Origin of the sequence: Microbacterium istanbulense (assembly GCF_037204145.1) — a bacterium.
Classification (GTDB): domain Bacteria; phylum Actinomycetota; class Actinomycetes; order Actinomycetales; family Microbacteriaceae; genus Microbacterium; species Microbacterium istanbulense.
This window is the reverse complement of the sequence record NZ_JBBDGN010000002.1, coordinates 351,427-376,781: the sequence shown is the minus strand read 5'-3', so window position 1 is coordinate 376,781 and position 25,355 is coordinate 351,427. Positions and strand designations below refer to the sequence as shown.

Below are 25,355 nucleotides of genomic sequence, written 5' to 3'. Positions count from 1 at the left end.
TCTAGTTAGTGCCGCAGAAGGGATCGGTCGCGGACTTCGCCTGCTCGACGAGAGCGATCGCCTCGGGACTGCGCAGGTCAGGGATATCCGCGAGCTTCTGGGCGTTCGAGCGGATGACGTCACCGGCCGGCTCGCCCAGATCATCGGCGAGGCTTTCAAGGGTGGTCACGAGCTCGCTCTTGCTGGCGGCGAGCTGGTCGCTGCTGACCTCGCCCTGATCGAGCAGGCTCTGGTACTGGGTGTAGACGTCGTCGAATGAGGTACACACCTGCGCCACGTCGACACCGACGGCTTCTCCGGCGAGTTGGGTGACCTGCGAGCATCCGGCGAGAAGTCCGACGGCGAGAAGGGGGAGAACAGCAAGTCGACGCATACCGCGAGGCTATCCACCCCACCTCTGCCGAACCTGGGCGAGCGCAGATCCGTGCGCCGGATGCGGAATGTTCCTGGGTGCTCTGCGTTGCATCCGGCATGAAAGCACTCGTCTATGACCGCTTCGGCTCGATCGACGCCCTCCACATCGCTGAGCATCCTGACCCGCACCCCGGCCCTGACTCGGTCGTCGTCAAGGTCGTCTCGGCGAGCCTGAACCCGGTGGACTACAAGATCCGTGAGGGCTATCTGCAGGGCGGGATCGACACGATCCTGCCTGCGGTCATCGGCTGGGATGTCGCCGGAGTGGTCGTCCGCGCCGGCTTCGACACCCCCGAGTTCCAGGTCGGCGACGAGATTCTCGCCTATGCCCGCAAGGACGTCGTCTCGGGTGGAACGCTCGCCGAGTTCGTCGAGGTGCCGGTGCGGACGGCGACGAAAAAGCCCGCGGAGCTCAGCTTCGAAGCGGCGGCGGCGCTGCCCCTCGCCGGCCTCACGGCGCTGCAGTCGGTGCGTCGATCGCAGATCGCGCCGGGCACAACTGTGCTCATCCACGCCGCGGCGGGCGGGGTGGGCTCGTTCGCGACGCAGCTCGCCGTGCGCGCCGGTGCGCGCGTGATCGGCACCGCACGGCCGGGCAACTTCGACTACCTGCGGTCGCTCGGCGCCGAGCCGGTCGAGTACGGCCCTGGGCTGGTGGATGCCGTGCGGGCGCTCGCACCCGAGGGCGTGGACACCATCCTCGACTTTGTTGGAGCAGAGGCAATGGACACCGTGCCGCAGCTGCTGCGCCCCGGCGGGGTGGTGACCTCGGTGGCCTCACCGCGTGCACGCGACGAGTTCGGCGGCAACTATGTGTGGGTCCGCCCCGACCCCGACGGACTGGCGGAGCTCGCCGAGCTCGCCGCCTCGGGCGAGTTGCATGTCGAGATCGCGAAGGCCTACGACTTCGAACAGTACGCCGACGCGTTCGCTGCCCTCGAGTCCGGGCACGTGCGCGGAAAGGTCGTCGTCAACGTCAACTCGTGAGCCGTGGGCTGGGCCGGCGGCGACTCGGCTGCCGGCTCACCCGGGCTTACGCGGTCGGATGCTGCGTAGCGATCTTCGACGACGATCCTCTGCCGCGCAGTCGTGACGGCGCGTACCGTAACGAGCATGCTTGTTGTCGGATCGATCGTCATCCGCGTCAACGATCTCGAACGGCAGATAGCGTTCTGGACTGCCGCGCTGGACTACATCGCTCGCGAACCGCAGGACGACGACTTCGTGCTGTTACATTCGCGCGATGGACGGGGACCCAATGTCTCCCTCGACCTCACGCCGAGCGAGCGGATTCTCCCGCCACGCATTCATCTGGATCTGTACGCCCAGGATCAGGCTGCAGAGATCGCCCGACTGTCCAGCCTCGGGGCCCGAGAAGCGCATTGGACTCGCAGGCCCGCCGATGCGGACTACGTGATCATGGAAGACCCCCGAAGGTAACCGCTTCTGCGTCATCAACGCGGCAGGGCGCAGCGACTTCACGCGCTGAGATTGTCAGCGGCCACGGTCGACACCTGCTAGGTGCGCCCCGCCGGGGCGGCGACTAGACGTTAAACCGGAACTCCACCACGTCGCCGTCCTGCATGACGTAGTCCTTGCCCTCCAGGCGCGCCTTGCCCTTGGCACGCGCCTCGGGGATCGAGCCGGTCGCGACGAGGTCCTCGAACGAGACGATCTCGGCCTTGATGAAGCCCTTTTCAAAGTCGGTGTGGATGACACCGGCGGCCTGCGGGGCCTTCCAGCCCTTGCCGATCGTCCAGGCGCGAGCCTCCTTGGGGCCAGCGGTCAGGTACGTCTGCAGGCCGAGGGTGTCGAATCCGATGCGGGCGAGCTGGTCGAGGCCAGACTCCTCTTGCCCGGTCGACGCCAGCAGCTCAGCGGCATCCTCGGGGTCAAGATCGATCAGCTCCGACTCGATCTTCGCGTCGAGGAAGATCGCCTGGGCGGGAGCGACCAGAGCAGCCAGCTCAGCCTTGCGCTCGTCGTTCGTGAGCACGCCCTCGTCGACGTTGAAGACAAAGATCACCGGCTTGGCGGTCAGCAGGCCGAGCTCCTTGATCGGCGCGAGGTCGATTCCGGCCGTCGACAGCAGAACTCCGCGCTCGAGGGCATCCTGCGCCTGCTTCGCCGTCTCTAGAGTTGCGGGGTCGGCCTTCTTGCCACGCACCTCCTTCTCGAGGCGGACGATCGCCTTCTCGAGCGTCTGCAGGTCGGCGAGCATGAGCTCGGCATTGATGGTCTCGAGGTCGTTCTTGGGGTCGATCGCGCCGTCGACGTGCACCACGTCGTCGTCGGCGAAACCGCGCACGACCTGCGCGATGGCATCCGCCTCACGAATGTTCGCGAGGAACTGGTTGCCCAGGCCCTCCCCCTCGCTCGCGCCGCGCACGATGCCGGCGATGTCGACGAACGACACCGTCGCCGGCAGGATGCGCTCACTGCCGAAGATCCCGGCGAGCACGTCCAGGCGCGCGTCCGGCAGGCTCACCACGCCGACGTTCGGCTCGATCGTCGCGAACGGATAGTTCGCCGCGAGCACGTCGTTCTTGGTGAGTGCGTTGAAGAGGGTGGACTTGCCGACGTTGGGCAGGCCGACGATGCCGATAGTGAGAGCCACGGGGTAAGAGTCTACCGGCGCGGGCCCGCGCGCCGAACGTTGCTCCCGCAGCCACGGTGTGCGCGGCAGTCCGGCGCGCCTGCCCGACTCGCTCGGTCTGCCGGGAGAGGGTGGAGATGTGCCACTGGATTTCACCGCGATCGACTTCGAGACCGCGAACTCCAGCCCGGCATCCGCCTGCTCCGTGGGACTGGTCCGGGTGCGGGGCGGCGAGGTGGTCGCCACCGCAGGCTGGCTGATCCGCCCTCCTGTCGGGCACGATGACTTCCAGGAGTGGAACGTGCGCATCCACGGCATCCGCCCGCAGGATGTCGAGACGGCCGCCACCTGGGAGCAGCAGCTCGGCGCCCTGACGAGCTTCGCCGGTCGTGATGTGCTGGTCGCGCACAACGCCGGCTTCGACTTGAATGTGCTCCGCCGCGCCTGCGAGGCGACAGAGCTCGATGCGCCGCCCTACCGCTCGCTGTGCTCGCTGGCTGTCGCCCGAAAGACCTACCGACTGGAGTCGTACCGCCTGCCGAAGGCCGCGGAGGCCGCCGGTTTCGGCGCGTTCCCCCACCACGATGCCCTCGCTGATGCGCGCGCGTGCGCGCAGATCGTCATCGACGCCGCCCGCCGGGTCGGCGCGAGCGACGTGGATGCTCTCGCCCATGCGCTGGGTGTGACGGTGACCCCCGCGCCGACCGCGATGCCCGAGCGCGCCGTGGCCTGACCGACCGATGTCGGTGGCACCGCCCAGAATGAGGGCATGGATGCCGCAGCCGTCGTTTTCGCCCTGGTCGCCCTCGCCGCAGGCGCCGCCCTGGGCTGGTTGGTCGCCCGCTCTCGCTCCGCCGCGGAGCTCGCGCAGGCACAGACCGAGGCAGCGGCCCTGCGCGAAGACCGCGACCGCCAGTACGACCTCTATCGCGATGCCGTCGAACACACGCGCGCTGAGCAGCGCGCGGCGGCCGACCGCGCCGCACGGGAGAACTCCGTGCTCACCGCGCTGGCACCGGTCAAAGACAGCCTGGAGCGGATGCAGCGTGCGGTGTCGACCATCGAGCAGGAGCGCCATGCACAGTTCGGTTCGCTGAGCGAGCAGCTGCGCCGAGCCCACGAGTCGGATGAAGCGCTGCGCGCGACGACCGAGACGCTCGCGGGCGCATTGCGCTCCACGGCGACCCGTGGCGTGTGGGGTGAGACACAGCTGCGCCGTGTCGTCGAGGCCGCGGGCCTCACGCGGCACGTCGACTTCGATCTGCAGTCGACCATCTCGTCAGATCGTGGCCAGGGGCGCCCCGACATGGTGATCCGCCTCGCCGGCGGGGCATCGATCGCGGTGGATGCCAAAGTGCCCCTCGACGCGTACCTCGAAGCCAGCGCGCTGGGCGTGAACGCCGATGATGCTCAGCGCAAGGCCCTCATGCAGCGGCACGTGAAGGCCGTGCGTGCCCATGTCGACGCCCTGGCGAAGAAGGCCTACTGGACGGGCCTGGATTCCAGCCCCGAGTTCGTGATCTGCTTCCTGCCCAGCGAGTCGCTGCTCGCGGCCGCGATCGACGAGGACCCGACGCTGCTCGACCATGCCTTCGGGCGCCGCGTGGCACTCGCCTCACCGGTGAACCTGTGGGCGGTGCTCAAGACGGTCGCCTACACGTGGACGCAGCAGGAGGTCTCGACCGAGGCGCGAGAGCTACTCGCCCTGGGCACGCAGCTCTATGACCGGCTCGGCGTGCTCTCCGGCCACGCCGACGACCTGCGCCGCGCGCTCGAGCGCACGGTCGACAGCTACAACCGTTTCGCGGGATCGCTGGAGAACCGGGTACTGGTGACCGCGCGCCGCTTTCCCGGGATCGACTCCGCGGCGCTGGATGCCAAGCCGACCGCCATCAGCACACCGGTACGCCGCTTCACCGCCGCCGAACTCGTGGCTGATCCCGACGCGCCCCAGACGGGCGCGGATCTCGGTGATGTGCGAGCGCGGTTGTCAGATACCACGCCCGATGGGTCGGCGGACGCCGACGACGCCGGCGCTGCGGGTCAGGCGATGCTGGGCACCCCGTAGAGCAGAGCGATCACCACGCCGGAGGTGACCAGGAACGCGCCGATGTTCCACCAGGAGCTCAGTTCGTGCCCCTCATCGCGACGCACGCGGAACAGCACGTCCGTGCGACGCGCGGGATCCATAGCGCCCACGGCGGCAGAACCCGACATGGTCGCCTGCGCGGCCGCGGCTTCGGCCTCAGCCTGAGAGATGCTGAGAATACGGCCGGTCTTGGTGGTCACGTGTTCTTCGCGAGAGGGCATTCCACCCTGCTCCTTCGGCGACGCCATCGCGAACTCCCCTTCTCCTGACCGTGCCGGCGCATGCGCACCGGCACGTCACATTGTGCCAGCTACGGCTGAGAAAGAGGGGATGGCGCGTGCGATCGCGCGATCAGGGCCGCTTCTGGGTCAGAGCCACTTCGAGACGAGGTGCTCCGAAGAGATGCGCCGCAGGGTGCCAGACGCACCGCGCAGCACGACGCTCTCGGTGTACAGGTAATCGCCCTCGCGGCGCACACCACCGACGAGCTGACCGTCGGTGACACCGGTCGCGACGAAGATCGTGTTGTTGCCCTTGACCAGGTCGTCTGCCTCGTAGACCTTGTCGATGTCCAGGCCGGCATCGACGCCGCGCTGGCGCTCTTCGTCGTCACGGGGCCAGAGCTTGCCCTGGATGTGCCCACCGAGCGCCTTGATCGCGCAGGCGGTGACGATGCCCTCGGGGCTGCCGCCGATGCCGACACACATGTCGGTGCGCGCACCGTGGCGCGCCGCGTTGATACCACCGGCGACGTCGCCGTCGCTCATCAGTCGGGTGCCGGCGCCCGCTTCGCGGATCTCCTCAATGAGCTTCTCGTGGCGCGGACGGTTCAGCACCGAGACGACGATCTCATCCACCGGCTTGCCGAGCGCCGCCGCCAGACGGCGAATGTTCTCACCGATGGGGAGGCGGATATCGACAACACCGACACCGGCGGGACCGGTGACGAGCTTGTCCATGTAGAAGACGCTGGAGGCGTCGAGCATTGAGCCGCGGTCAGACACGGCGAGCACCGACAGGGCGTTCTGGCGGCCGGCGGCGGTCAACGAGGTGCCGTCGATCGGGTCGACCGCGATGTCACATTCGGGGCCGCGGCCGGTGCCGACGACCTCACCGTTGAACAGCATCGGTGCGTTGTCCTTCTCGCCCTCACCGATGACGACCCTGCCCTGGAAGTGCACGGTGCCGAGGAACGCGCGCATGGCGTCGACGGCCGCGCCGTCTGCCTCCTCCTTTGCGCCCCGTCCGATGAACGGCACGGCGCGGATCGCGGCCGCCTCCGTGGCGCGGACAAGCTCGAGCGCGAGGTTGCGGTCCGGACGAAGGGGGCTGAGATCGGCAGTAAGGCTCACCATGCGGTCAGCCTAGCGGTCAGGCATGGCGGATTTTGGCGAATTTGCCACTCTCCAGCATGAAGGAATCGCGTTTCTTTAGAGATCTGAAGAGACTGCGATGCGGGCGTCGTCATCCCACCGGCATCCTTCCCTCGCGCCGCTAAAGTGAGCACTGACCGACTCCATCGACCGCAGGAGAATTCATGCCCGTCGCCACTCCGGATCAGTACGCCGACATGCTCGACCGCGCGAAGGCAGGCGGCTTCGCCTACCCCGCGTTCAACGTCTCCAGCTCGCAGACCATCAACTCGGTGCTCCAGGGCCTCACCGAGGCGGGCTCCGACGGCATCATCCAGGTGACCACCGGCGGTGCCGACTACTTCGCCGGCCACACCGTCAAGGCCCGCGCCACCGGCGCCCTCGCCTTCGCCCGCTACGTGCACGAGGTCGCGAAGTCGTACCCCATCACCGTCGCGGTGCACACCGACCACTGCCCCAAGGACGCCCTCGCCGGCTTCGTCGAGCCGCTCATCGCGGCCAGCGAGGAGCAGGTCAAGGCTGGCGGCAACCCGATCTTCCAGTCGCACATGTGGGACGGCTCGGCCGTGCCGCTCGCGGAGAACATCGAGATCGCGAAGGAGCTCCTCCCCCGCATGAAGGCGATCAACGCCATCCTCGAGGTCGAGATCGGCGTCGTCGGCGGCGAAGAGGACGGCGTGCAGCACGAGGGCTCCAACGACGCCCTCTACACGACCTTCGCCGACGTCGACCAGGCCGTGCAGGCGCTGGGCCTCGGCGAGAACGGCCGCTACATCGCCGCCCTCACCTTCGGCAACGTGCACGGCGTCTACAAGCCCGGCAACGTCAAGCTCCGCCCCGAACTGCTCGGCGAGATCCAGGCGCAGGTCGCGGAGAAGTACGGCACCGGCCCGAAGCCGCTCGACCTCGTCTTCCACGGCGGCTCCGGCTCGACCGATGAGGAGATCGCACTGGCCGTCGCCAACGGTGTCATCAAGATGAACATCGACACCGACACGCAGTACGCGTTCACGCGCTCGGTCGCCGGCTACATGTTCAGCAATTACGACGGCGTGCTCAAGGTCGACGGCGAGGTCGGCAACAAGAAGGTCTACGACCCCCGCGCCTGGGGCAAGGTGGCCGAGACCGCCATGGCCGCTCGCGTCGTCGAGTCGACCCGTCAGCTCGGCTCGTACGGCCAGTCGAAGAGCTGACCCCCTCCGCATGAAAGAACGCCCCGGACGTCAGTCCGGGGCGTTCTGCGTTGGTGGCTCGCGCTGTCAGGGACCGCGGTAGATGTCGAGGATGCTGGGCGCGCCATCCGGCCGTTGAATCACGGTGATCCCATCCCCCGCCTGCACCCGGCCCTTCTCGACCACGCGCAGGTAGGGGCCCAGACGCCTGGCCTCGGAGAAGCGCTTCACCCAGCCTCGCTCATCGTCGCCGCCGACCCAGCGCGCGAAGGTCTGGCAGGGAGTTCGCGGCATGGTGACCTCGACCACGACCCGCGGGCCGATCTGCCATCGTTCACCGACCAGGGCGGCGTTGACGTCGATCCCCTCGACCCGCAGGTTCTCCCCGAACCAGCCGGGCGGCAGGTCTCGTCCCAGCTCGGATGCCCAGAACGCGGCATCCTCCTCGGCGTACGCATAGAGCGCCTTGTCGAGCCCGCCGTGGTGCTTGCGGTCGGCCTGCACGTCGGCGTAGACCCCATACGGGCCGATCTTGACCGCCCCATCCACAGCGCGCTTGTCGATCGCCGTCACGCCGATCGTGCTCGCATCAGGGCGCAGCTGATGCACCGTGCAGACGGCTACGAGGCGTGCCATCAGCGGGATGCCTTCCCCGCGCGCGTCCGCAGACGCCACCGGGTGGTCCAGATGGCCAGGTCGACGACGGCATCGATGATCACCAGCACACCGACCACGCGTACCGCCCGCGAGCGCGAGCGCGTCAGCGCCGCCCCGGTGGTCAGTTCGGCCGCGCTGAGCGCAGCACCGAGCAGCGGCCGCCGGTTCAGCGCACGCGTGAAGCGCGCGATCGGCCGATCACGCTTGGTCAGTGACAGCGCCTCCCCCAGGCCGCCGACGAAGACATCCCGGGCCAACGCCGGCCATCCGTTGGCAGTGAAGCGCTGCGTCGTGTCGTCGCCGTCCGACTCGGACAGCGCCTGATCGACGAGTTCTGCCGGTGCGCCGAGTGCGACGAGGAAGGCGCGCAGCCGGGCATCCTGACCGATCGTTCCGCCGACCGCCTCGGGCGCGCACGCCCGGTAGGCGGAGGCCAGGTCGACCTCGGTGCCGAGGTCAAGGGCGGCGAGCTCGTCCAGCGAGCCGTCGGCCTCGGACAGCATCCGGCGGTACAGGTCGGCGATCTCAGGGACGGCGATCGACTCCACGTCCAGCACCGGGCGGGTGTCACGTTCGATGTTGGGCCAGAACCACGACGTCTCCCCGTCGGTTCCGGTGACCTCGATCCATGCGTCGCCCTGCGCCGGGACGTTGAGCACGATGACGACGCCGTCCACTCCGGAGGCGGTGACGACCGAGTGCGCCTCGCCCGTCCGGTACTGCAGCAGCGACCAGTCGGCCTGCGCGCGGTAGGACACGTCGGTGTCAAGCATCTGTGCCATCAGCCGCGCCACGAACGGCCCCCGGTGCGAGAACTCGGCCACCCGGACGGGCTCGACCGCGAAGAGGTCGTCCGGCACCTCGTCATCATCTGCGGCGTCGGCGTCATCGTCGTGCGGATCGATGTCGCCGCTCTCGAACTCCCGCTCGAGGGCCGCAAGGGTCTCCTCGTCGACGCCGGAGAGCTCGGCGTCATCCTCGTCGAGGTCACGCGGGCTCTGCAGCCAAAGGGTGAGCCCCGCTTCGCTGAACAGTGCGCGCAGGCGCTCGACGTCGAGTTCGAAGGCCAAGCGGTCATCCACGTCGAGCGCGACGACATGCCCGTCGTCCGTTACCGGAATCAGCAGCACGGCCTCTTCCTGGTCCGTCCAGGGAGCCGAGGCGTCACGAAGCGCGGAGAGCACGCGTTCCCGACGAAGGATCGCCAGCCCTCGTTCGCGAGGATCGGAGCCGTCACCGGCATCCATCGCGGCGAACTGGACCTGGAGGGCGACCTGCGATTCGGGCATACCTCCGAGGCTATCCAGCCGGGGTGTTCAGACCCTGGAGGAATGCCGGGTCGCCGAACATCGGCACCGAGATGCAGACCGAGACGATCGCCGTCGTGACGACGAAACCGACCAGCGGCACCCACCACGCGGCGCGACGCGCCTTCACTCGACGTACCGCCAGCCAGACGGTGAGTGCGTACCCGACGATCAGCACGGCAGCAGCGACCGGGCCCCACACGCGCGCGGCGGCGAAGTTCGTGAACTCGCCCTCCAGGCCCATGATCTCCAGGCTCTGGTCGAGCGTGGCGGCGAGATTGAAGAACCCGGGCAGCGACGACAGCACGTTCACCAGCCCGAAGGCGAGCAGACCGAACGTGATCGCCCGGTCGGCGACGCGGGGCTTGGCTGCATCCGGCGCCGCAGCGGCCTGGGGCATCGGGGGCGCGGCCGGCGGCATGATCGGCGTGGCGGGCGGGACATCCGCCGGGGGCAGGCCCGCACGCAGACGCTGTTCCTCGGGGGTCGCATACTCGCCGTACTGCGGGCGCTCGTCACTCATGCGGCCATGCTAGCCAGCGTGGCCGTGCGGCGTTCACAGGGAACGGACGCGCGGATCAGCGCGAGGTACGACCGCCCAGAGCGCGACCGTCGCGGTGACCTGAGGCATCCTGGCGCAGCTCCTTGGGCAGCGAGAACATGAGGTCCTCCTCGGCGGTGCGCACCTCGGAGACGTCACCGTAGCCGGCCTCGGCGAGCGCCTCGAGCACCTCCTGCACGAGCACCTCGGGCACAGACGCACCACTGGTGACGCCGACCGTGCCGACGCCGTCGAGCCACTCCTGCTTGACCTCATCTGCGTAGTCGACCCGGTAGGCGGCCTTCGCGCCGTACTCGAGCGCGACCTCGACAAGTCGCACACTGTTGGACGAGTTGGCAGAGCCGACGACGATCACGAGATCGGCATCCCGCGCGACCTTCTTGATCGCCACCTGACGGTTCTGGGTGGCGTAACAGATGTCGTCGGACGGCGGGTTCTGCAGCTCGGGGAAACGCGTGCGCAGACGGTTCACCGTCTCCATCGTCTCGTCGACCGAGAGCGTGGTCTGCGAGAGCCAGACGACCTTCGACGGGTCTCGCACCTCGACCGTGTCGGCCTCTTCGGGCGAGTTCACGATGGTCACGTGCTCGGGCGCCTCGCCCGCGGTGCCCTCGACCTCTTCGTGCCCCTCGTGGCCGATGAGCAGGATCTCGAAGTCGCTCTTGGCGAAGCGCACCGCCTCGCGGTGCACCTTGGTCACCAGCGGGCAGGTCGCGTCGATCGCGTGCAGACCGCGGTCGGCAGCGGCATCCACGACGACAGGCGAGACACCGTGGGCGCTGAAGACGACGTGCGCTCCCTCGGGCACCTCGTCGACCTCCTCGACGAAGATGGCGCCCTTGGCCTCCAACTCGGTGACCACGTGGATGTTGTGCACGATCTGCTTGCGCACGTACACAGGGGCGCCATAGCGCTCGAGCGCCTTCTCGACGGCCACGACAGCACGGTCGACTCCCGCACAATAGCCGCGGGGGGCGGCCAGCAGCACACGTTTGACACCCTCGACCGGGCGGTCTTCCAGGGGCACGCGTTCCGCGGCGCGGCGGCGGCCGGGAATCTGTGGCACGGGCAGGGAGACGGGAGTGGAAGTCACCTCAGGATTCTACCGAGCGCCCCTGGTCGAAGGCTCCGAGCCGAACGGATGTCGCCGCGGGGCGAGAGAATGAGGGCATGACCGTCTTCCACGCCGCCACCGCACCGGGTGAGCAGCCGCCGGCCGATTCCGTCGCCCCGCGCGACTCGTCCGCCGAGGCGCCGACCTCCGTCGCCCGGCTCAACGCGACGATCCGCGACTTCGTCGCCCGCTGGAACACGGTGTGGGTCGAGGGTGAGATCACCTCGTGGAACGTCCGAGCCGGCAACGTCTTCGGTCGCCTCAAGGACACCCGCTCCGACGCGCAGATCTCCATCCGCATCTGGTCGAGCGTGCGGGCCCGCATCCCCGCCGACCTCGGCGTCGGCGACCACGTGGTGGCGGCCGTGAAGTCGGACTACTTCGTCAAGTCGGGCGATTTCAGCTTCGCCGTCTCGGCCATGAAGCACGTCGGGCTCGGCGATCAGCTCGAGCGGCTTGAGAAGTTGCGCGCCCAACTGCGTCAGGAAGGCCTGTTCGACTCCGTGCGCAAGAAGCCCCTGCCATTCCTGCCGCACGTGATCGGACTCATCACCGGCGAGCGCTCGGATGCCGAGAAGGATGTGCACCGCAACGCCGAACTGCGCTGGCCGCAGGTGCGCTTCCGCACCGAGTACGCGGCCGTGCAGGGCGACCGCTGCGTGCCGGAGACGCTCGCGGCGCTGGCGAAACTGGATGCCGACCCGGATGTGGATGTCATCATCATCGCCCGCGGCGGCGGCGACCCGCAGACGCTCCTCGGCTTCAGCGACGAGCGCCTGGTGCGGGCGGTCGCCGCAGCATCCACCCCGATCGTCAGCGCGATCGGGCACGAGAACGACCACCCGCTGCTCGACGACGTCGCCGATCTGCGGGCCTCGACGCCCACCGACGCCGCCAAGCGCGTCGTGCCCGACGTGGGCGAGCAGCGCGCGATCGTGGCGCAGCTGCGGGCGCGCGCGACGACGCGGCTGACCCAGCGCGTCGCGCACGACATCGCCCAGCTCGAGCAGCTGCGCTCACGCCCGGTGCTGCGCTCCCCCGACCCGATCATCGACGACCGCGCCCAGGAGCTGCTGCTGCTGTCCGCGCGGGGCCGTGACGCCGTCACCCGCGGGCTGGATGCCGGCCACCGCAGCACCGCCGAGCTGCGCGCCTCATTGCGCGCACTGTCGCCGGCGGCGACTCTCGCCCGCGGGTACGCGATCGCGCACCTCGAGGGCGGGGTGATTCTGCGCGACGCCGCGGATGCCCCCGCCGGTACGTCCCTGACGATCACGGTCAACCGCGGATCGATCGCCGCCCGTTCCGAGGGTGAGATCGCCGAGGGCGACGGCGAGGGCTGAGCGCCCGCAGGGCCGCACGGCCAGACGACGTAGGATGGAGGGGTGACTGCCCCGACTGACGTCCCCGTCGAATCGCTGTCGTTCGAGGCCGCGCGGGACGAACTCGTCCGCGTCGTCGCTGAACTCGAACAGGGCGCACCGACTCTGGAGCAGTCTCTCGCGCTCTGGGAGCGTGGCGAAGCGCTCGCCGCTCGGTGCGAGGAGTGGCTGCTGGGCGCCAAGCGCCGACTGGATGCTGCACGCGCTGCGGCATCCGACGAGGACGACGCGTGAGCCGCGGGCCGCGCGTGGTCGCTGGTCTCGGTCGCCCCGAGACCGCGCAGGAGACCGCCGACCGCAAGGCCGAGGCGAGCCGCGTCTACCGGTCGAGCCAGACGTTCCGCAATCTCATCGCCGCCCTGATCGTGACCGTCGCCGTGGTGGCCGTCATCGTGCTCGCCGTGCCGCGCGGCGAACCGGCCGCCCGCCCGCAGATCGATGTCGCCGCCGTCGCCGCCAACGTCGAGTCCACCATGGGGTCGCCCGTGCTCGTGCCTGATCTGCCCGCCAACTGGCAGGTCAATGCCGCGGAGCTCGTCGACGCGGCCGTGCCGGTGTGGGACATCACCGTGGCCGTGCCGGAGCAGGGCTTCGTGCACATCGCGCAGGCGTTCGACGCCGACGTGACGTGGGCGCCGCAGGTGCTCTCCGGCATCGCCCCGACCGACTCGCAGGTGATCGACGGCCGCGAGTGGGACGAGTTCGTGGTCAAGGACCCGAGCAGCAACGCGAACATCTCCTACGCGCTGGGCACGCAGGCCGGATCCGACTACGTGCTGCTGTACGGTTCGCTGCCCGAAGAGGCCACCGCAGAACTCGCATCCTCCCTTTCCACCCAGATCGACGTACTCTCGGAGGCACCATGACCGTCACCCTCACCCCGGCTCAGGCATGGCAGGAGATGGTCGACGGCAATCGACGATTCGTCGCCGGTGAACCCGCCCACCCGCATCAGGACGTCAGCAAGCGGCACGAGCTCGCCGACGGTCAGGCGCCGATGGCGACCCTGTTCGGTTGCTCCGACTCGCGTCTGGCCGCCGAGATCATCTTCGACAAGGGGCTCGGCGACCTCTTCGTCGTCCGCAACGCCGGGCAGGTCATCGGTGAGTCGATCGTGGCGAGTCTCGAGTACGCCGTCGCCGTGCTCGGTGTGCCGCTGATCGTCGTGCTCGCCCACGACTCGTGCGGTGCGGTGCGCGCCGCGATCGACGGCACCGCGATCGACGCGGCACCGCTGCCCCCGCACATCTGGAAGCTCGTCGCCCCGATCGTGCCCGCCGCCCGCAAGGTGCTGGCCGAGAACGGCGGCACCGCCGTCGCCGACATCGATCCCGAGCTCGTCGGGCAGGAGCACCTGCGCAACACCGTCCGTGACGTGCTGCAGTCGTCCGAGCTGATCAGCGCGGCCGTCGCCGAGGGCCGTCTGGGCATCGTCGGCGCCAACTACCGTCTCGCGGAGGGCACGGCCACGCCCGTGATCACCGTGGGAATCGACACCGAGGGGACCGTCCCCGAGTCCGAGGAGGGACTTGCATGACTGACACCGAGTACCGCATCGAGCACGACACCATGGGTGAAGTGCGCGTGCCCGTGAACGCGCTCTACGGCGCTCAGACCCAGCGCGCCGTGGAGAACTTCCCGATCTCCGGCAAGGGCCTGGAGTCCACGCAGATCGCTGCGCTGGCGCGCATCAAGAAGGCCGCTGCCCTCGCCAACAAGGACCTCGGCACCCTCGACGGCGCGATCGCCGACGCCATCGCGCAGGCCGCCGACGAGGTCGCCTCTGGCATCCACGACGGCGAGTTCCCGGTCGACACATACCAGACCGGTTCGGGCACGTCGTCGAACATGAACATGAACGAGGTGCTGGCCACGCTCGCGACCGGCATCCTGGGCGCCCCGGTGCACCCGAACGACCACGTCAACGCCTCGCAGTCGTCGAACGACGTCTTCCCCACCTCGGTGCACATCGCCGTCACCCAGGCCCTGATCGACACCCTCATCCCCTCGCTCGACCACCTCGCTGTCGCCCTTGAGGCGAAGGCCGAGCTGTGGAAGGACGCCGTGAAGTCGGGCCGCACCCACCTCATGGATGCCACCCCGGTGACCCTCGGCCAGGAGTTCGGCGGCTACGCCCGCCAGGTGCGCCTGGGCATCGAGCGCGTGCAGTCGGCGCTCCCCCGCGTGGCCGAGGTGCCGCTGGGCGGCACGGCCGTCGGCACCGGCATCAACACGCCGCTCGGCTTCCCGCAGAAGGTCATCGAGCTGCTCGCGGCCGAGACCGAGCTGCCGATCACCGAGGCGAAGGACCACTTCGAGGCGCAGGCCAACCGCGACGGTCTCGTCGAGACCTCGGGCGCGCTGCGCACGATCGCCGTCTCGCTGACGAAGATCAACAATGACCTGCGCTGGATGGGCTCCGGCCCCAACACCGGCCTCGGCGAGCTGCACATCCCCGATCTGCAGCCGGGTTCGTCGATCATGCCGGGCAAGGTCAACCCGGTCGTGCCCGAGGCGGTGCTCATGGTGTGCGCGCGGGTCATCGGCAACGACGCCACGGTCGCCTGGGCCGGGGCATCCGGTTCGTTCGAGCTCAACGTGGCCATCCCGGTCATGGGCACCGCGCTGCTCGAGTCGATCCGCCTGCTCTCGAACGCCTCGCGCGTGCTCGCCGACAAGACCATCGACGGGCTGCAGGCCAACCTCGAGCGGGCCGCCGCGTTCGCGGGTATGAGCCCGTCGATCGTCACGCCGCTGAACAAGCTCATCGGCTACGAGGCCGCCGCGAAGATCGCCAAGCACTCGGTCGCCAAGGGCATCACCGTGCGCGACGCCGTGATCGACCTCGGCTACGTCGAGCGCGGTGAGCTGACCCTGGAGCAGCTCGACGAGAAGCTCGACCTGCTCTCGATGACGCACGCGGGCTGAGCCGTCCCGTTTCACTGACCCCGTCCCGTTTCGCTGACGTCCTGCTCGGATTCGTCAGCGAATCGGGACGGGGTCAGTTTCTTGTTCCCTCTCCCCAGCAGGCGTCCCACCGTCTTTATCCCCAACCACCGGGATAACGCCGGGCGACGGTGCAGTCTGGTGCGCATGCTCTCCGCCTCTGACACCATCCGCCGACTGGGAGGACTCGCCCGCGGCACCCACCTGCAGCGCCTGGGCTTCTCTCGGCAGGCGCTGTCGCGCCTCGTGCAGCGCGGCGAGATCGAGCGCGTCCGCCATGGCGTGTTCGCCGTCGCCCCGGTGGATGCCGAGGTGCGGTCCGCCGTCGCGCACGGCGGCGCGTTGACCTGCGCGAGCGTCCTCCATCGACACGGCGTGTGGGTGTTGGATGCCGACGACCGCCCGCACGTCTGGGTCGGTTCCGATCGGCATCCGCTGGCCCATGACGGATGCCGCTGTCGCACGCACTTCGGCGCGGGCCGCCCGCCGCTGGGCGAGACAGGTGTGGACCGGGCACTGCTCGTGTTCCGAAAGTGCGCGGGTGATGAGGCGTTCTTCGCGGCGTACGAATCCGCCTGGCGCAAGGGGCTGCTGCCGCGCGCCGCGCGGCAGCGCATCCGCTCCGCCCTGCCCGCCTCGGCGCGCTGGCTCGTCGATCTCGCTCGCCCGGATGCCGACAGCGGCCTGGAGTCACTCTTGCGCCTGCGGCTGCACCTGCTCGGCATCAGCCTCGACTGCCAGGTGGCGCTCGACGGTGTCGGGCGCGTGGACTTCGTCGCCGGGGACCGGCTCATCATCGAGGTCGACGGCCGCGAGAACCACGACGGCACGACCATGAGGCACAAAGATCTCGTGCGTGACGCCGCCGCCTCGCGCCTGGGCTACGAGACACTGCGCTTCGACTATGCCCAGGTCGTGTATTACTGGACATCCGTGCAGGCCGCGATCCTCGCCGCGCTGCACCGTGCGCGCCGCTGAGCCGGGCCCAAAAAGCTGACGGTGTCACGTTCTGCTGACGAATTCAGGGACATCGCCAGCAGAACGTGACGTGGTCAGTGGATCGGGACAGCCCGGGCGGATGCCGTCAGCTGAGCTCCCCACCCTCGAGCAGTTCGGTCACCAGCGCCGCGATCGCCGAGCGCTCGGAGCGCTGCAGGGTGACGTGACCGAACAGGTCGTGGCCCTTGAGCGTCTCGATCACGCTGGCGATGCCGTCGTGACGGCCCACGCGCAGGTTGTCGCGCTGCCCGACGTCGTGGGTGAGGATGACGCGCGAGTTCTGCCCCATGCGACTGAGCACCGTCAGCAGTACGTTGCGCTCCAGCGACTGGGCCTCATCGACGATCACGAACGCATCGTGCAACGAGCGCCCGCGAATGTGCGTGAGCGGCAGCACCTCCAGCATCCCCCGCTCGATGACCTCTTCCAGCACGTTGCCCGAGACGACCGAGCCGAGCGTGTCGAACACGGCCTGCCCCCACGGGTTCATCTTCTCGCCCTGGTCGCCGGGCAGGTAGCCGAGCTCCTGCCCACCGACGGCGAACAGTGGCCGGAACACGATGATCTTCTTCTGCTGCTGCCGCTCGAGCACCGCTTCCAGCCCCGCGCACAACGCGAGCGCAGACTTTCCGGTGCCGGCTCGCCCGCCGAGCGAGACGATGCCCACCTCGGGGTCGAGCAGCAGGTCGATCGCGATGCGCTGCTCAGCCGAGCGTCCGTGCAACCCGAACACCTCGCGGTCGCCGCGCACCAGGCGGAACTCCCCATCGCCGACCACGCGGCCCAGCGCCGATCCGCGCTCGGAGTGGATGATCAGACCGGTGTTGATCGGCAGGCCCCGCGCCTCTTCGGCGAGCCCCACCTCGCTCTCGTACAGGTCGCTCATGTCGTCGCCGGAGAGATCGAGCGAGGCGATGCCGGTCCAGCCCGAGTCGACCGCCTGCTCGGCCAGGTACTCCTCCGCGCGCAGGCCGAGCGAGGCGGCCTTGACCCGCATCGGCAGATCCTTCGACACGATCGTGACCTCCTGCCCATCCTGGGCGAGGTGGGCGGCGGTGGCGAGGATGCGGCTGTCGTTGTCGGTGAGGCGGATGCCGGCAGGCAGGATCGACATGTCGGCGTTGCCGAGTTCGACCCGCAGCGTGCCGCCCTCGCCGACCTCGACGGGGAAGTCGAGACGTCCGTGCTCGATGCGCAGCTCATCCAGGTGCCGCAGCGCGCGGCGCGCGAAATAGCCCAGCTCGGGGTCATGGCGCTTGGCCTCGAGTTCCGAGATGACCACGACGGGCAAGACGATGGAATGCTCCGCGAAGCGGAACAGGGCCTGCGGGTCGCTCAGCAGGACGGAGGTGTCGAGGACGTAGGTGCGAAGCACCGTGTCCTTGTGCGACACCGACCCGTTCTGGGCGGCCTTTCGGGTGGACGGCTGCTGCGCTGTACGTGTGGTCACGACCCACTCCCGACCCGGGATCATTCCCGGCTTCGCCACGAGTCGACCAGGGCCACGAGTCGTGAACCTGAGGCCGACTCGACCGGACGCGGTGTCCGATGCCATGAACGTACGTCCGCCGAACGACCGCTGCGTGGCACGACACGCGGATGGATGCTACGCGGAGATGAACATCTCGTTACCGGAGCCGGCGAGCGCCTCATCCAGCATCCGCACGGTCTCGGCGTCGGTGCCGGCGTGCGGGGCGATTCGCACCGTCGCGCCGCGCGCGGTGACGACCAGCCCGGCGTTGGCGAGCGCCGCAGCGACCCGCCCCGGTGCTTCCGGGGCGAGCGTCACGATTCCCGCCCGGCGGCTGGGGGCCCGTGGTGAAACGACAGGGATGCCGTGCCGGTCGGCGATCTCGAGAATGCCGTCGACCTGCGCGGCGAGGGCCGTCTCAATCGCCGCGACGCCGACGTCGTGCACGTCACGCAGGCCGACGGCGAGGCGTGCAGTGGCGAGCGGATCAAGGTTGCTGACCGTGAAGGCCTGGGCGGATGCCGCGGGCTCGGGCAGTTCGTCGACGAACAGTCCGTCGGCGGTCGTTCCGGTGATGCCGCTGAGCACGGGCTCGATGCGCTCGCGCGCGAAGTCGGAGAACCGGGCGAAGCCGGTGCCGCGGCCTGCGCGCAGCCATTTGTAGCCGTGCCCGACCACGACATCCGCGAGGGCGTAGTCATCCTCGACGATGCCGATCGACTGCACGGCGTCGAGGATCAGCAACCGGTCGGGGCCGAGCACCTCGCGCAGAGCCGCCAGATCGGCGCGGTACCCGGTGCGAAAGTCGACGTGACTGACGGCGAGGGCCGTCACGTCATCGTCGATCACCGCGGCGACGGCATCCGGCGTCACCCGTCCGTCTTCCGGGGTGATCCACCGCGGGGCGAGCTCCCCGTGTGAGGCCTGCGCGGCCCGCTGCAGCGTGAGACTGACGCTGGGGAACTCGGCTGTCGAGGCGACGACCTCGCCATCGAGGCCGTACAGCGCCTGCATGAGCGCGTGCGTCGACGACGGATGCAGGGTGACCTCGCTCGCCTCACCCGCGAGCAGCTGGGCGGCGAGGGTCTTGGCCTGCTCGACCCGCTCCCAGACCAGACCGATCGAGGTGGGACGACCGCTGCCCAGCAAGTCGGCGTCGGCGAAGACCTCTGCCCGCACGGTGGGCGAGAGCGGTCCGAACGCGGCCCAGTTCAGATAGCCGGGCTCGGCGTCGAACGTGGCGAGATAGTCGTCGATGACGGTCATCATCCCAGTCTGGCACTGCTGGACTGGCCCGCCTACGACGGGTGTCAGCGCCCGAAGCGACGGTCGCGGTCGGCGAAGTCGCGAATCGCGCGCAGAAAGTCGACACGGCGCAGGTCGGGGCCCAGCGCCTCGACGAAGTAGAACTCGCTGTGCGCGCTCTGCCAGAGCAGGAAGTCGCTGAGACGCTGCTCCCCGCTGGTACGGATGACGAGGTCGGGGTCGGGCTGGCCGCCCGTGTACAGGTGCTCACCGATCATCTCGGGAGTCAGGTGCGCGGCGAGGTCTTCCAGGGTGCCGCCGGATGCCTCGTGCGCGGCGATGATACTGCGCACGGCGTCCACGATCTCGTGACGCCCGCCGTAGCCGACCGCGAGATTCACGTGCAGGCCGGTGTGGTCGCGCGTGCGCTCTTCGGCATCCGCCAGCACGCGCGCGAGCTCCGCGGGGAGGATGTCGCTGCGTCCGACGTGCTTGACCCGCCAGTTGCCGCGCGCCGCGAGCGAGGTGGCCAGCTCGGCGATGATCTCGATGAGGTCGTCGAGCTCCTTCGAGTCCCGCTTGCGCAGGTTGTCGCTGGAGAGGAGGTACAGCGAGACCACCCGCACCCCGAGCTCATCGCACCACTCGAGGAACTCGCGCATCTTGGCGGCTCCGGCCCGGTGGCCGTCGGCGGCGGAGTCGAAGCCGAGCTGGCGGGCCCAGCGACGGTTGCCGTCGATCATCATGGCGACATGGTGCGGCACGGATGCCGGGTCGATCCGACGACGCAGTCGGTTTCCGTAGAGCCGATACAGCGGGCCTCGCCCGGAGCTCTCTCGCGCACTCACCCCCCTACGCTACTCCCCCACCCGATATGTTCCGCCGACGGCATGTGCCGACGCCTAGAGTGAGCACGTGAGCTCCCCTGAGAAGACGACGCCCGACGTCCCCGTGCTCCCGCTGATGGAAGCCGCGGCCTACGATGCGGCAGTCGAGATCAAGCCGACCTGGCGCGGGTGGATCCACGCAGCGACGGTGCCGATCGCGATCGCCGCCGGCGTGGTGCTGATCGTTCTCGCGCACGGCACTCCGGCGAAGTGGGCGGCGGCCGTCTTCATGGCCACCTCGCTGCTGCTGTTCGGCAACTCCGCCGTCTATCACCGCTTCAACTGGAGCCCCAAGGTGAAGATGGTGCTCAAGCGCATCGACCACGCCAACATCCTCCTGTTGATCGCCGGGACGTACACGCCGATCGCGGTGCTCGCGCTCGAACCGCAGAAGGGTCTGCTGTTGCTGTGCCTGGTGTGGGCAGGAGCAATCCTCGGCATCCTGTTCCGGGTGTTCTGGATCAACGCGCCACGCTGGCTCTACGTCGCCCTCTACCTGGCGCTGGGCTGGGCGGCCGTCATGTACATGGGCGACCTCGTCGTCGCGAACGTCGCGATGATGGTGCTCGTGTGTGTGGGCGGTCTGCTCTACACCGGCGGCGCGATCGTCTACGCCCTGAAGAAGCCGAACCCGTGGCCCGGCCACTTCGGCTTCCACGAGATCTTCCACGTCTGCACGGTGCTCGCCTTCCTGTGCCACTGGACTGCGTGCCTGCTGATCTCGCTCGCCCCGCACGTGCCCTCGCTCGGCGCTCCCGCCTGAGCCCACGCATCCGAACAGCCCCCAACCGGAGGAACCCACCATGGCCGACGTCGAGAGCTTCACCCTGGACCACACCGCCGTCAAGGCACCCTACGTGCGCCTGATCGCCGTCGAGCATGGCCCCAAGGGCGATGCGATCAGCAACTTCGACGTGCGGTTCGTGCAGCCCAACGAGGGCGAGATCCCCACGGCTGGTCTGCACACGATCGAGCACGTGATCGCCTCACAGCTGCGCGATCACCTGGACGGGGTCATCGACATCTCCCCGTTCGGATGCCGCACCGGGTTCCACCTGATGACGTGGGGCGAGCCGGCCATCGCCGACGTCGTCGCCGGCATCCGGGAGAGCCTGCGGTTCATCGCTGAGGACGCGCAGTGGGAGGACGTGCCCGGCGTCTCGGCGGTGGAGTGCGGCAACTACCGCGACCACAGCCTGCACAGCGCGCGCGAGTGGTCGCGACTGATCCTCGATCAGGGCATCAGCCTCGACGCCTTCGAGCGCGTCGGCGTCTGAGTCGCCTCAGCGGGGCTGGTCGCCCTCGGCGTCGCCCTGCGGGTCGTCGCGCTCGGCGGCCTCCTGCGCAGCCTGCTCAGCGTCAAGCTCCTCGCGCACCTCTTCGCGGTAGCGCACGCGACGGATGCGGCGGTTCATGTCCCAGATGAGAAGTACGACGATGACGACGAGCAGTGCCACGGCGGCGAAGCCGATGGCGCCGGGCGTCACCGACTCAGGATCCACGGTCATCGTGGGCGTCGGCATCGGGGTCTTCTCGCCGAACGGGAGCATGGGTCCGCCTTTCCTGCACAGGTCGAATAACCTGGAACTACCAGACTAACGACGATCGCCCACGGCACAGATTCGAGGAAGCAGTGACCACCTCCCGGCAGCTCGATGAGCGCTATGGCCGAACCGGTCGAGGACGCCTGCCCTGGATCATCGGCGGCGCTGTCGCGCTGGCCGTCGTGGTCGCGTTCGGGTGGATGACGGTCGCCTCGACGATGAACGCGGTGGATGCCGATGACCTGGGCTTCGAGGTCGTGGACGAGCACAGTGTGAACCTGCGTTTCCAGGTGACCGGCCCCGCCGGAGCCGACATCCTGTGCGCCGTGGAGGCGCAGGATGAGGAGTTCGGCGTGGTGGGCTGGAAGATCGTCGAGATCCCGGCATCCGAAAGCCACGCGCAGGCACTCACCGTGTCGATCCCCACGGTCGCGACCGCGACGACAAGTTTGGTGAACACCTGCTGGGTGTCTTAGACTCATGACCGTTCACCGACGCCCCGGCCCGTGCCGGGGCGTCTTGGCATATCGGCGGCCCCGTGGGGGCGGAGCGCCGGTCACCCGCCCCTGAAGGGGCCCGCACGAAGGAGCATGCCATGGCAGACGCTCAGGTACCTTTCCTCACGCAGGAAGCATACGATCGGCTCGTCGACGAGCTCGAACACCTCTCGACCGAGGGTCGCGACGAGATCGCCAAGCGCATCGAGGCGGCCCGTGAAGAGGGCGACCTCAAGGAGAACGGCGGCTACCACGCCGCCAAGGACGAGCAGGGCAAGCAGGAGGCACGCATCCGCACTCTGCAGGAGCTGCTGAAGACCGCGAAGGTCGGCGAGGCTCCGGCCAGCCGCGGCATCGTGGAGCCGGGCACGGTCGTGACCGCCCTCGTCGCCGGCGACGAAGAGGTCTTCCTGCTGGGCAGCCGCGAGATCGCGGCGGGCAGCGACCTCGACGTGTACAGCGAGGCGAGCCCGCTCGGCCAGGCCATCATCGGCCTGAAGATCGGCGAGAAGACCACCTACGAGGCACCCAACGGCCGCGCGATCTCGGTGGAGATCACCGGCGTGGAGACCTACACGGGCTGAGACCCCACCGCGACGCGAACGGCGCCGGTTGCCCTCGGGCATCCGGCGCCGTTCTGCGTTGGCTGGCTTCGCCGTCAAACGACTCTCAGTCGGGCACGACGATCGGGTCGAACCCGGCGCGGCGCAGCGTGTCGAGGGTGAGCTCGGTGTGCTCGGCGCCTCGGGTCTCGATCGACAGCTGCAGGATGACCTCGCTGATCTGCAGGCCCTGTCCGTGCCGGGTGTGCATGACCTCCATCACGTTCGCCCCGACCTCGGCGAGCAGTTCCGACACACGGGCGAGCTGTCCTGGACGGTCGGGCAGCGGGATGCGGATCGTGAGGTACCGGCCCGAGGCCGCCAGGCCGTGGGCCACCACGCGCTGCATGAGCAGTGGGTCGATGTTGCCGCCCGAGAGGATCGATACGGTCGTTCCCTGCGGTGTCACCTTCCCGGCGAGGATCGCGGCGACGCCGACGGCGCCCGCGGGTTCGACGACCACCTTGGCCTGCTCGAGCAGGATCAGCAGGGCACGGGCGATGTCGTCATCCGACACGGTGACGATCTCGTCGACGTACTCCTGCACGATCTCGAACGGCACGGCACCCGGGCGGGCGACGAGGATGCCATCGGCGATCGTCGGGTGCGTGGTGATCTCCACCGGATGCCCGGCGTCGATCGACGGCCGCATCGCAGCCGCATTCTCGGCCTGCACACCGATGATCCGCACGGTGCGACCATCACGTGCGGCCGCCTCCTTGACGGCCGCGGCGACCCCGGCGATGAGGCCACCGCCGCCGATCCCCACCAGCAGCGTCTCGACATCGGGCACGTCCTGGTAGACCTCCAGCCCCAGGGTGCCCTGACCGATCACGACATCACGGTGGTCGAAGGGGTGGATGAGCACGGCGCCGGTGCGCTCCGCGAACTCCGCCGCCAAACGCAGCGAAGTCGCGACGGTCTCACCCTCGAGCACGACCTCGGCCCCGTAGCCGCGGGTGGCGAGCAGCTTGGGCACGGGCACGCCGATCGGCATGAAGATCGTCGCCGGGATCCCGAGCGCCTGCGCGGCGAGGGCGACGCCCTGGGCGTGGTTGCCGGCCGAGGCGGCGACGACACCGCGGGCGCGCTCCTCGTCGGTCAGCTGCGCCAGGCGGTAGGTCGCGCCGCGGATCTTGAACGAGCCGGTGCGCTGCAGGTTCTCCATCTTCAGCACTACGGGTACGCCCGCCACATCACTCAATGCGCGGGACGGCAGCGCGGGTGTGTGCGAGATGACCCCCACCAGACTCCGAGCGGCAGACTCGAACTCGGCAAGGCTCGGCACTGCGGTCATCGACTCCTCCTTCGCCGCTCGCGCGGCACTGTGCTCCAGATCACATCACCCTCGGGGATCTCTCCCGTGCGCCACGAGCCGGAGCTGATCGTGAGGGCGAAGACATTGATGAAGGCCGCGAGCGGCACAGCGAACAAGGCTCCGGGGATGCCGGCAATCATCGTGCCGCCAGCCACGACGAGCACCACGGCGAGCGGATGCACCTTGACGGCCGAGCCCATGAGGATGGGCTGCAGGATGTGACCCTCGATCTGCTGCACGGCCAGCACGACGCCGAGCATGGCGATCGCGATGATCGGTCCGTTGTAGATGAGCGCGATCACGACGGCGACCGCACCGGTGACGACCGCACCGACGATCGGCACGAACGCACCGAGGAAGACGAGCACACCGATCGGGATCGCCAGCGGCACACCGAGCAGAGCCGCGCCGAGGCCGATGCCGAAGCCGTCGATCGCGGCGACGAGGATCTGAGTCCTGGCGTAGTTGACGACGGTCGCCCAGCCGTTGCGTGCGGCGGCGTCGGTCGCCGGCCGCGCGACCCGGGGGAACAGGCGCAGGGTCCAGCGCCAGATGCCCCCACCGTCGGCGAGCAGGCAGATGAGGATGAACACCGCCAGCACCGCGCCGGTAGCGATGTGGGCGGCCGTGCCGCCGACCGCACTGGCCGCGTTGATGATGAAGTCTGCCTGGTCTTGCAGCAGCTTGAGCCCGCGCTGCAGGTACTCCTCGATCTGCGCCTCGGTGAGCTGCAGCGGACCGGAGATGAGGAACTCCTGCAGGTCGCGGATGGACTCCCGCGTCTTGGCCTGCACGTCGCCGAGCTGGTCGCGGACCTGCCAGACGACCAGCCAGATGAGCCCGGTGACGATCGCGAACGTGCCCAGCAGCGTGATCACGATCGACAGCCACTTGGGCACGTTCCGCCGGAGCAGCAGCTCCATCCCCGGCCAGAGCAGGGCCGCCACGAGGATCGCCACCATGAACGGGATGACGAGCAGCTTGAGCGTGATCACCAGCCAGATGAACACCGCGATGACGGCGGCGATGAACAGCATCCGCCACGCGTACGAGGCCGTGATCCGCAAGGACAGCGGAACGTATTCGTCCGGCTCTGTGGTCACCGTACGATCGGTGGATGCCGGAGGGAGGGGACGGAACGGGTTTCTGAACCTCGGCCTGCGCTCGTCGCTCATTTCGC

Annotated in this window: 29 protein-coding genes; 15 read left to right on the top strand and 14 right to left on the bottom strand. The window is 68.9% G+C overall.

The annotated features are described in order from the left end of the window. Position 1 precedes the first annotated feature (1 nt). Positions 2-373, bottom strand: a complete 372-nt coding sequence (locus WDU93_RS04750; RefSeq protein WP_337318077.1) for a hypothetical protein — start codon at positions 371-373, stop codon at positions 2-4. A gap of 98 nt (positions 374-471) precedes the next feature. Here WDU93_RS04750 and WDU93_RS04745 point away from each other — a divergent pair, with 98 nt between their 5' ends. Beyond that, positions 472-1,401, top strand: a complete 930-nt coding sequence (locus WDU93_RS04745; RefSeq protein WP_337318075.1) for an NADP-dependent oxidoreductase — start codon at positions 472-474, stop codon at positions 1,399-1,401. Between the two features lie 126 nt (positions 1,402-1,527). After that, positions 1,528-1,854 (top strand): VOC family protein, encoded by a 327-nt coding sequence (locus tag WDU93_RS04740; protein WP_337318073.1) that lies wholly within the window; start codon positions 1,528-1,530, stop codon positions 1,852-1,854. Between the two features lie 103 nt (positions 1,855-1,957). On the opposite strand, the gene ychF is transcribed toward WDU93_RS04740, so the two are convergent. Then, on the bottom strand, positions 1,958-3,031 hold the full coding sequence (ychF, locus tag WDU93_RS04735) for a redox-regulated ATPase YchF (protein WP_337318071.1): 1,074 nt from the start codon (positions 3,029-3,031) through the stop codon (positions 1,958-1,960). A gap of 118 nt (positions 3,032-3,149) precedes the next feature. On the opposite strand from ychF, the gene WDU93_RS04730 reads away from it, so the two are divergent. Further along, complete coding sequence (locus WDU93_RS04730; RefSeq protein ID WP_337318069.1) at positions 3,150-3,743, top strand: 3'-5' exonuclease; 594 nt, start codon at positions 3,150-3,152, stop codon at positions 3,741-3,743. 36 nt (positions 3,744-3,779) lie between these two features. After that, the gene (locus WDU93_RS04725) at positions 3,780-5,078 is read left to right on the top strand and encodes a DNA recombination protein RmuC (protein ID WP_337318066.1); all 1,299 of its coding nucleotides are present in this window, start codon (positions 3,780-3,782) and stop codon (positions 5,076-5,078) included. Here the strand turns inward: WDU93_RS04725 and WDU93_RS04720 are convergent. Next, entirely contained in the window at positions 5,054-5,320 is a 267-nt protein-coding gene (locus WDU93_RS04720) for a hypothetical protein (RefSeq protein ID WP_337318064.1), read from the bottom strand. The genes WDU93_RS04725 and WDU93_RS04720 overlap by 25 nt on opposite strands. A 147-nt stretch (positions 5,321-5,467) precedes the next feature. After that, positions 5,468-6,454: a class II fructose-bisphosphatase gene (gene glpX / locus WDU93_RS04715; protein ID WP_337318063.1), complete on the bottom strand. Its 987-nt coding sequence runs from the start codon at positions 6,452-6,454 to the stop codon at positions 5,468-5,470. A gap of 182 nt (positions 6,455-6,636) precedes the next feature. On the opposite strand from glpX, the gene fbaA reads away from it, so the two are divergent. Further along, positions 6,637-7,665 carry a class II fructose-bisphosphate aldolase gene (fbaA, locus tag WDU93_RS04710; protein WP_337318060.1) on the top strand — a complete coding sequence of 343 codons (1,029 nt, stop codon included), beginning with the start codon at positions 6,637-6,639 and terminating at the stop codon, positions 7,663-7,665. 66 nt (positions 7,666-7,731) lie between these two features. Here the strand turns inward: fbaA and WDU93_RS04705 are convergent, their stop codons facing one another. The 4 genes from WDU93_RS04705 to WDU93_RS04690 are packed head-to-tail and all read right to left on the bottom strand — an operon-like array spanning position 7,732 to position 11,227. After that, positions 7,732-8,280 (bottom strand): MOSC domain-containing protein, encoded by a 549-nt coding sequence (locus WDU93_RS04705; protein ID WP_337318058.1) that lies wholly within the window; start codon positions 8,278-8,280, stop codon positions 7,732-7,734. After that, positions 8,280-9,590, bottom strand: a complete 1,311-nt coding sequence (locus WDU93_RS04700; protein WP_337318055.1) for a hypothetical protein — start codon at positions 9,588-9,590, stop codon at positions 8,280-8,282. The genes WDU93_RS04705 and WDU93_RS04700 overlap by 1 nt, the downstream gene beginning before the upstream one ends. 10 nt (positions 9,591-9,600) lie before the next feature. Then, a complete protein-coding gene (locus WDU93_RS04695; protein ID WP_337318053.1) occupies positions 9,601-10,131 on the bottom strand; it encodes a DUF6264 family protein in 531 nt (176 codons plus the stop codon). Between the two features lie 55 nt (positions 10,132-10,186). Beyond that, entirely contained in the window at positions 10,187-11,227 is a 1,041-nt protein-coding gene (locus WDU93_RS04690) for a 4-hydroxy-3-methylbut-2-enyl diphosphate reductase (RefSeq protein ID WP_420064039.1), read from the bottom strand. 113 nt (positions 11,228-11,340) lie between these two features. On the opposite strand from WDU93_RS04690, the gene xseA reads away from it, so the two are divergent. The 6 genes from xseA (at position 11,341) to WDU93_RS04660 (ending at position 16,590) form a co-directional block, all read left to right on the top strand. Then, the gene (gene xseA / locus WDU93_RS04685; RefSeq protein WP_337318049.1) at positions 11,341-12,627 is read left to right on the top strand and encodes an exodeoxyribonuclease VII large subunit; all 1,287 of its coding nucleotides are present in this window, start codon (positions 11,341-11,343) and stop codon (positions 12,625-12,627) included. A gap of 42 nt (positions 12,628-12,669) precedes the next feature. Continuing rightward, positions 12,670-12,900: an exodeoxyribonuclease VII small subunit gene (locus WDU93_RS04680; RefSeq protein WP_337318046.1), complete on the top strand. Its 231-nt coding sequence runs from the start codon at positions 12,670-12,672 to the stop codon at positions 12,898-12,900. Continuing rightward, positions 12,897-13,532, top strand: a complete 636-nt coding sequence (locus WDU93_RS04675) for a DUF4245 family protein (protein ID WP_337318044.1) — start codon at positions 12,897-12,899, stop codon at positions 13,530-13,532. Before WDU93_RS04680 ends, WDU93_RS04675 begins: the two co-directional genes overlap by 4 nt. Next, positions 13,529-14,203 carry a carbonic anhydrase gene (locus WDU93_RS04670; protein ID WP_337318042.1) on the top strand — a complete coding sequence of 225 codons (675 nt, stop codon included), beginning with the start codon at positions 13,529-13,531 and terminating at the stop codon, positions 14,201-14,203. Before WDU93_RS04675 ends, WDU93_RS04670 begins: the two co-directional genes overlap by 4 nt. Beyond that, positions 14,200-15,594 carry a class II fumarate hydratase gene (locus WDU93_RS04665; protein WP_337318040.1) on the top strand — a complete coding sequence of 465 codons (1,395 nt, stop codon included), beginning with the start codon at positions 14,200-14,202 and terminating at the stop codon, positions 15,592-15,594. The genes WDU93_RS04670 and WDU93_RS04665 overlap by 4 nt, the downstream gene beginning before the upstream one ends. Before the next feature lie 165 nt (positions 15,595-15,759). After that, the gene (locus tag WDU93_RS04660; protein ID WP_337318039.1) at positions 15,760-16,590 is read left to right on the top strand and encodes a type IV toxin-antitoxin system AbiEi family antitoxin domain-containing protein; all 831 of its coding nucleotides are present in this window, start codon (positions 15,760-15,762) and stop codon (positions 16,588-16,590) included. A gap of 106 nt (positions 16,591-16,696) precedes the next feature. Here WDU93_RS04660 and WDU93_RS04655 read toward each other — a convergent pair whose 3' ends face one another. The 3 genes from WDU93_RS04655 to WDU93_RS04645 form a co-directional block, all read right to left on the bottom strand. Beyond that, complete coding sequence (locus WDU93_RS04655) at positions 16,697-18,061, bottom strand: PhoH family protein (RefSeq protein ID WP_337318037.1); 1,365 nt, start codon at positions 18,059-18,061, stop codon at positions 16,697-16,699. 156 nt (positions 18,062-18,217) lie between these two features. Continuing rightward, on the bottom strand, positions 18,218-19,348 hold the full coding sequence (locus WDU93_RS04650; protein ID WP_337318035.1) for an aminotransferase class V-fold PLP-dependent enzyme: 1,131 nt from the start codon (positions 19,346-19,348) through the stop codon (positions 18,218-18,220). A gap of 44 nt (positions 19,349-19,392) precedes the next feature. Then, positions 19,393-20,175, bottom strand: coding sequence for an isoprenyl transferase (locus WDU93_RS04645; RefSeq protein ID WP_337318033.1), 783 nt, complete (start codon positions 20,173-20,175; stop codon positions 19,393-19,395). A gap of 115 nt (positions 20,176-20,290) precedes the next feature. Here WDU93_RS04645 and trhA point away from each other — a divergent pair, with 115 nt between their 5' ends. Further along, positions 20,291-20,977 carry a PAQR family membrane homeostasis protein TrhA gene (gene trhA / locus WDU93_RS04640; protein ID WP_337318100.1) on the top strand — a complete coding sequence of 229 codons (687 nt, stop codon included), beginning with the start codon at positions 20,291-20,293 and terminating at the stop codon, positions 20,975-20,977. A 40-nt stretch (positions 20,978-21,017) separates the two neighbouring features. Then, positions 21,018-21,491, top strand: coding sequence for an S-ribosylhomocysteine lyase (locus WDU93_RS04635; protein WP_337318031.1), 474 nt, complete (start codon positions 21,018-21,020; stop codon positions 21,489-21,491). Positions 21,492-21,497: 6 nt separating this feature from the next. Here the strand turns inward: WDU93_RS04635 and WDU93_RS04630 are convergent, their stop codons facing one another. Continuing rightward, entirely contained in the window at positions 21,498-21,764 is a 267-nt protein-coding gene (locus tag WDU93_RS04630; RefSeq protein WP_337318029.1) for a hypothetical protein, read from the bottom strand. Positions 21,765-21,847: 83 nt separating this feature from the next. Here WDU93_RS04630 and WDU93_RS04625 point away from each other — a divergent pair, with 83 nt between their 5' ends. Together WDU93_RS04625 and greA are read left to right on the top strand one after the other, a co-directional pair. Beyond that, positions 21,848-22,234, top strand: a complete 387-nt coding sequence (locus WDU93_RS04625) for a DUF4307 domain-containing protein (protein ID WP_337318027.1) — start codon at positions 21,848-21,850, stop codon at positions 22,232-22,234. A gap of 119 nt (positions 22,235-22,353) precedes the next feature. After that, complete coding sequence (greA, locus tag WDU93_RS04620) at positions 22,354-22,839, top strand: transcription elongation factor GreA (RefSeq protein WP_337318025.1); 486 nt, start codon at positions 22,354-22,356, stop codon at positions 22,837-22,839. Between the two features lie 85 nt (positions 22,840-22,924). Here greA and ilvA read toward each other — a convergent pair whose 3' ends face one another. Continuing rightward, on the bottom strand, positions 22,925-24,154 hold the full coding sequence (gene ilvA / locus WDU93_RS04615) for a threonine ammonia-lyase (RefSeq protein WP_337318023.1): 1,230 nt from the start codon (positions 24,152-24,154) through the stop codon (positions 22,925-22,927). After that, positions 24,151-25,350 carry an AI-2E family transporter gene (locus tag WDU93_RS04610; protein ID WP_337318021.1) on the bottom strand — a complete coding sequence of 400 codons (1,200 nt, stop codon included), beginning with the start codon at positions 25,348-25,350 and terminating at the stop codon, positions 24,151-24,153. The genes ilvA and WDU93_RS04610 overlap by 4 nt, the downstream gene beginning before the upstream one ends. Positions 25,351-25,355: the final 5 nt, after the last annotated feature.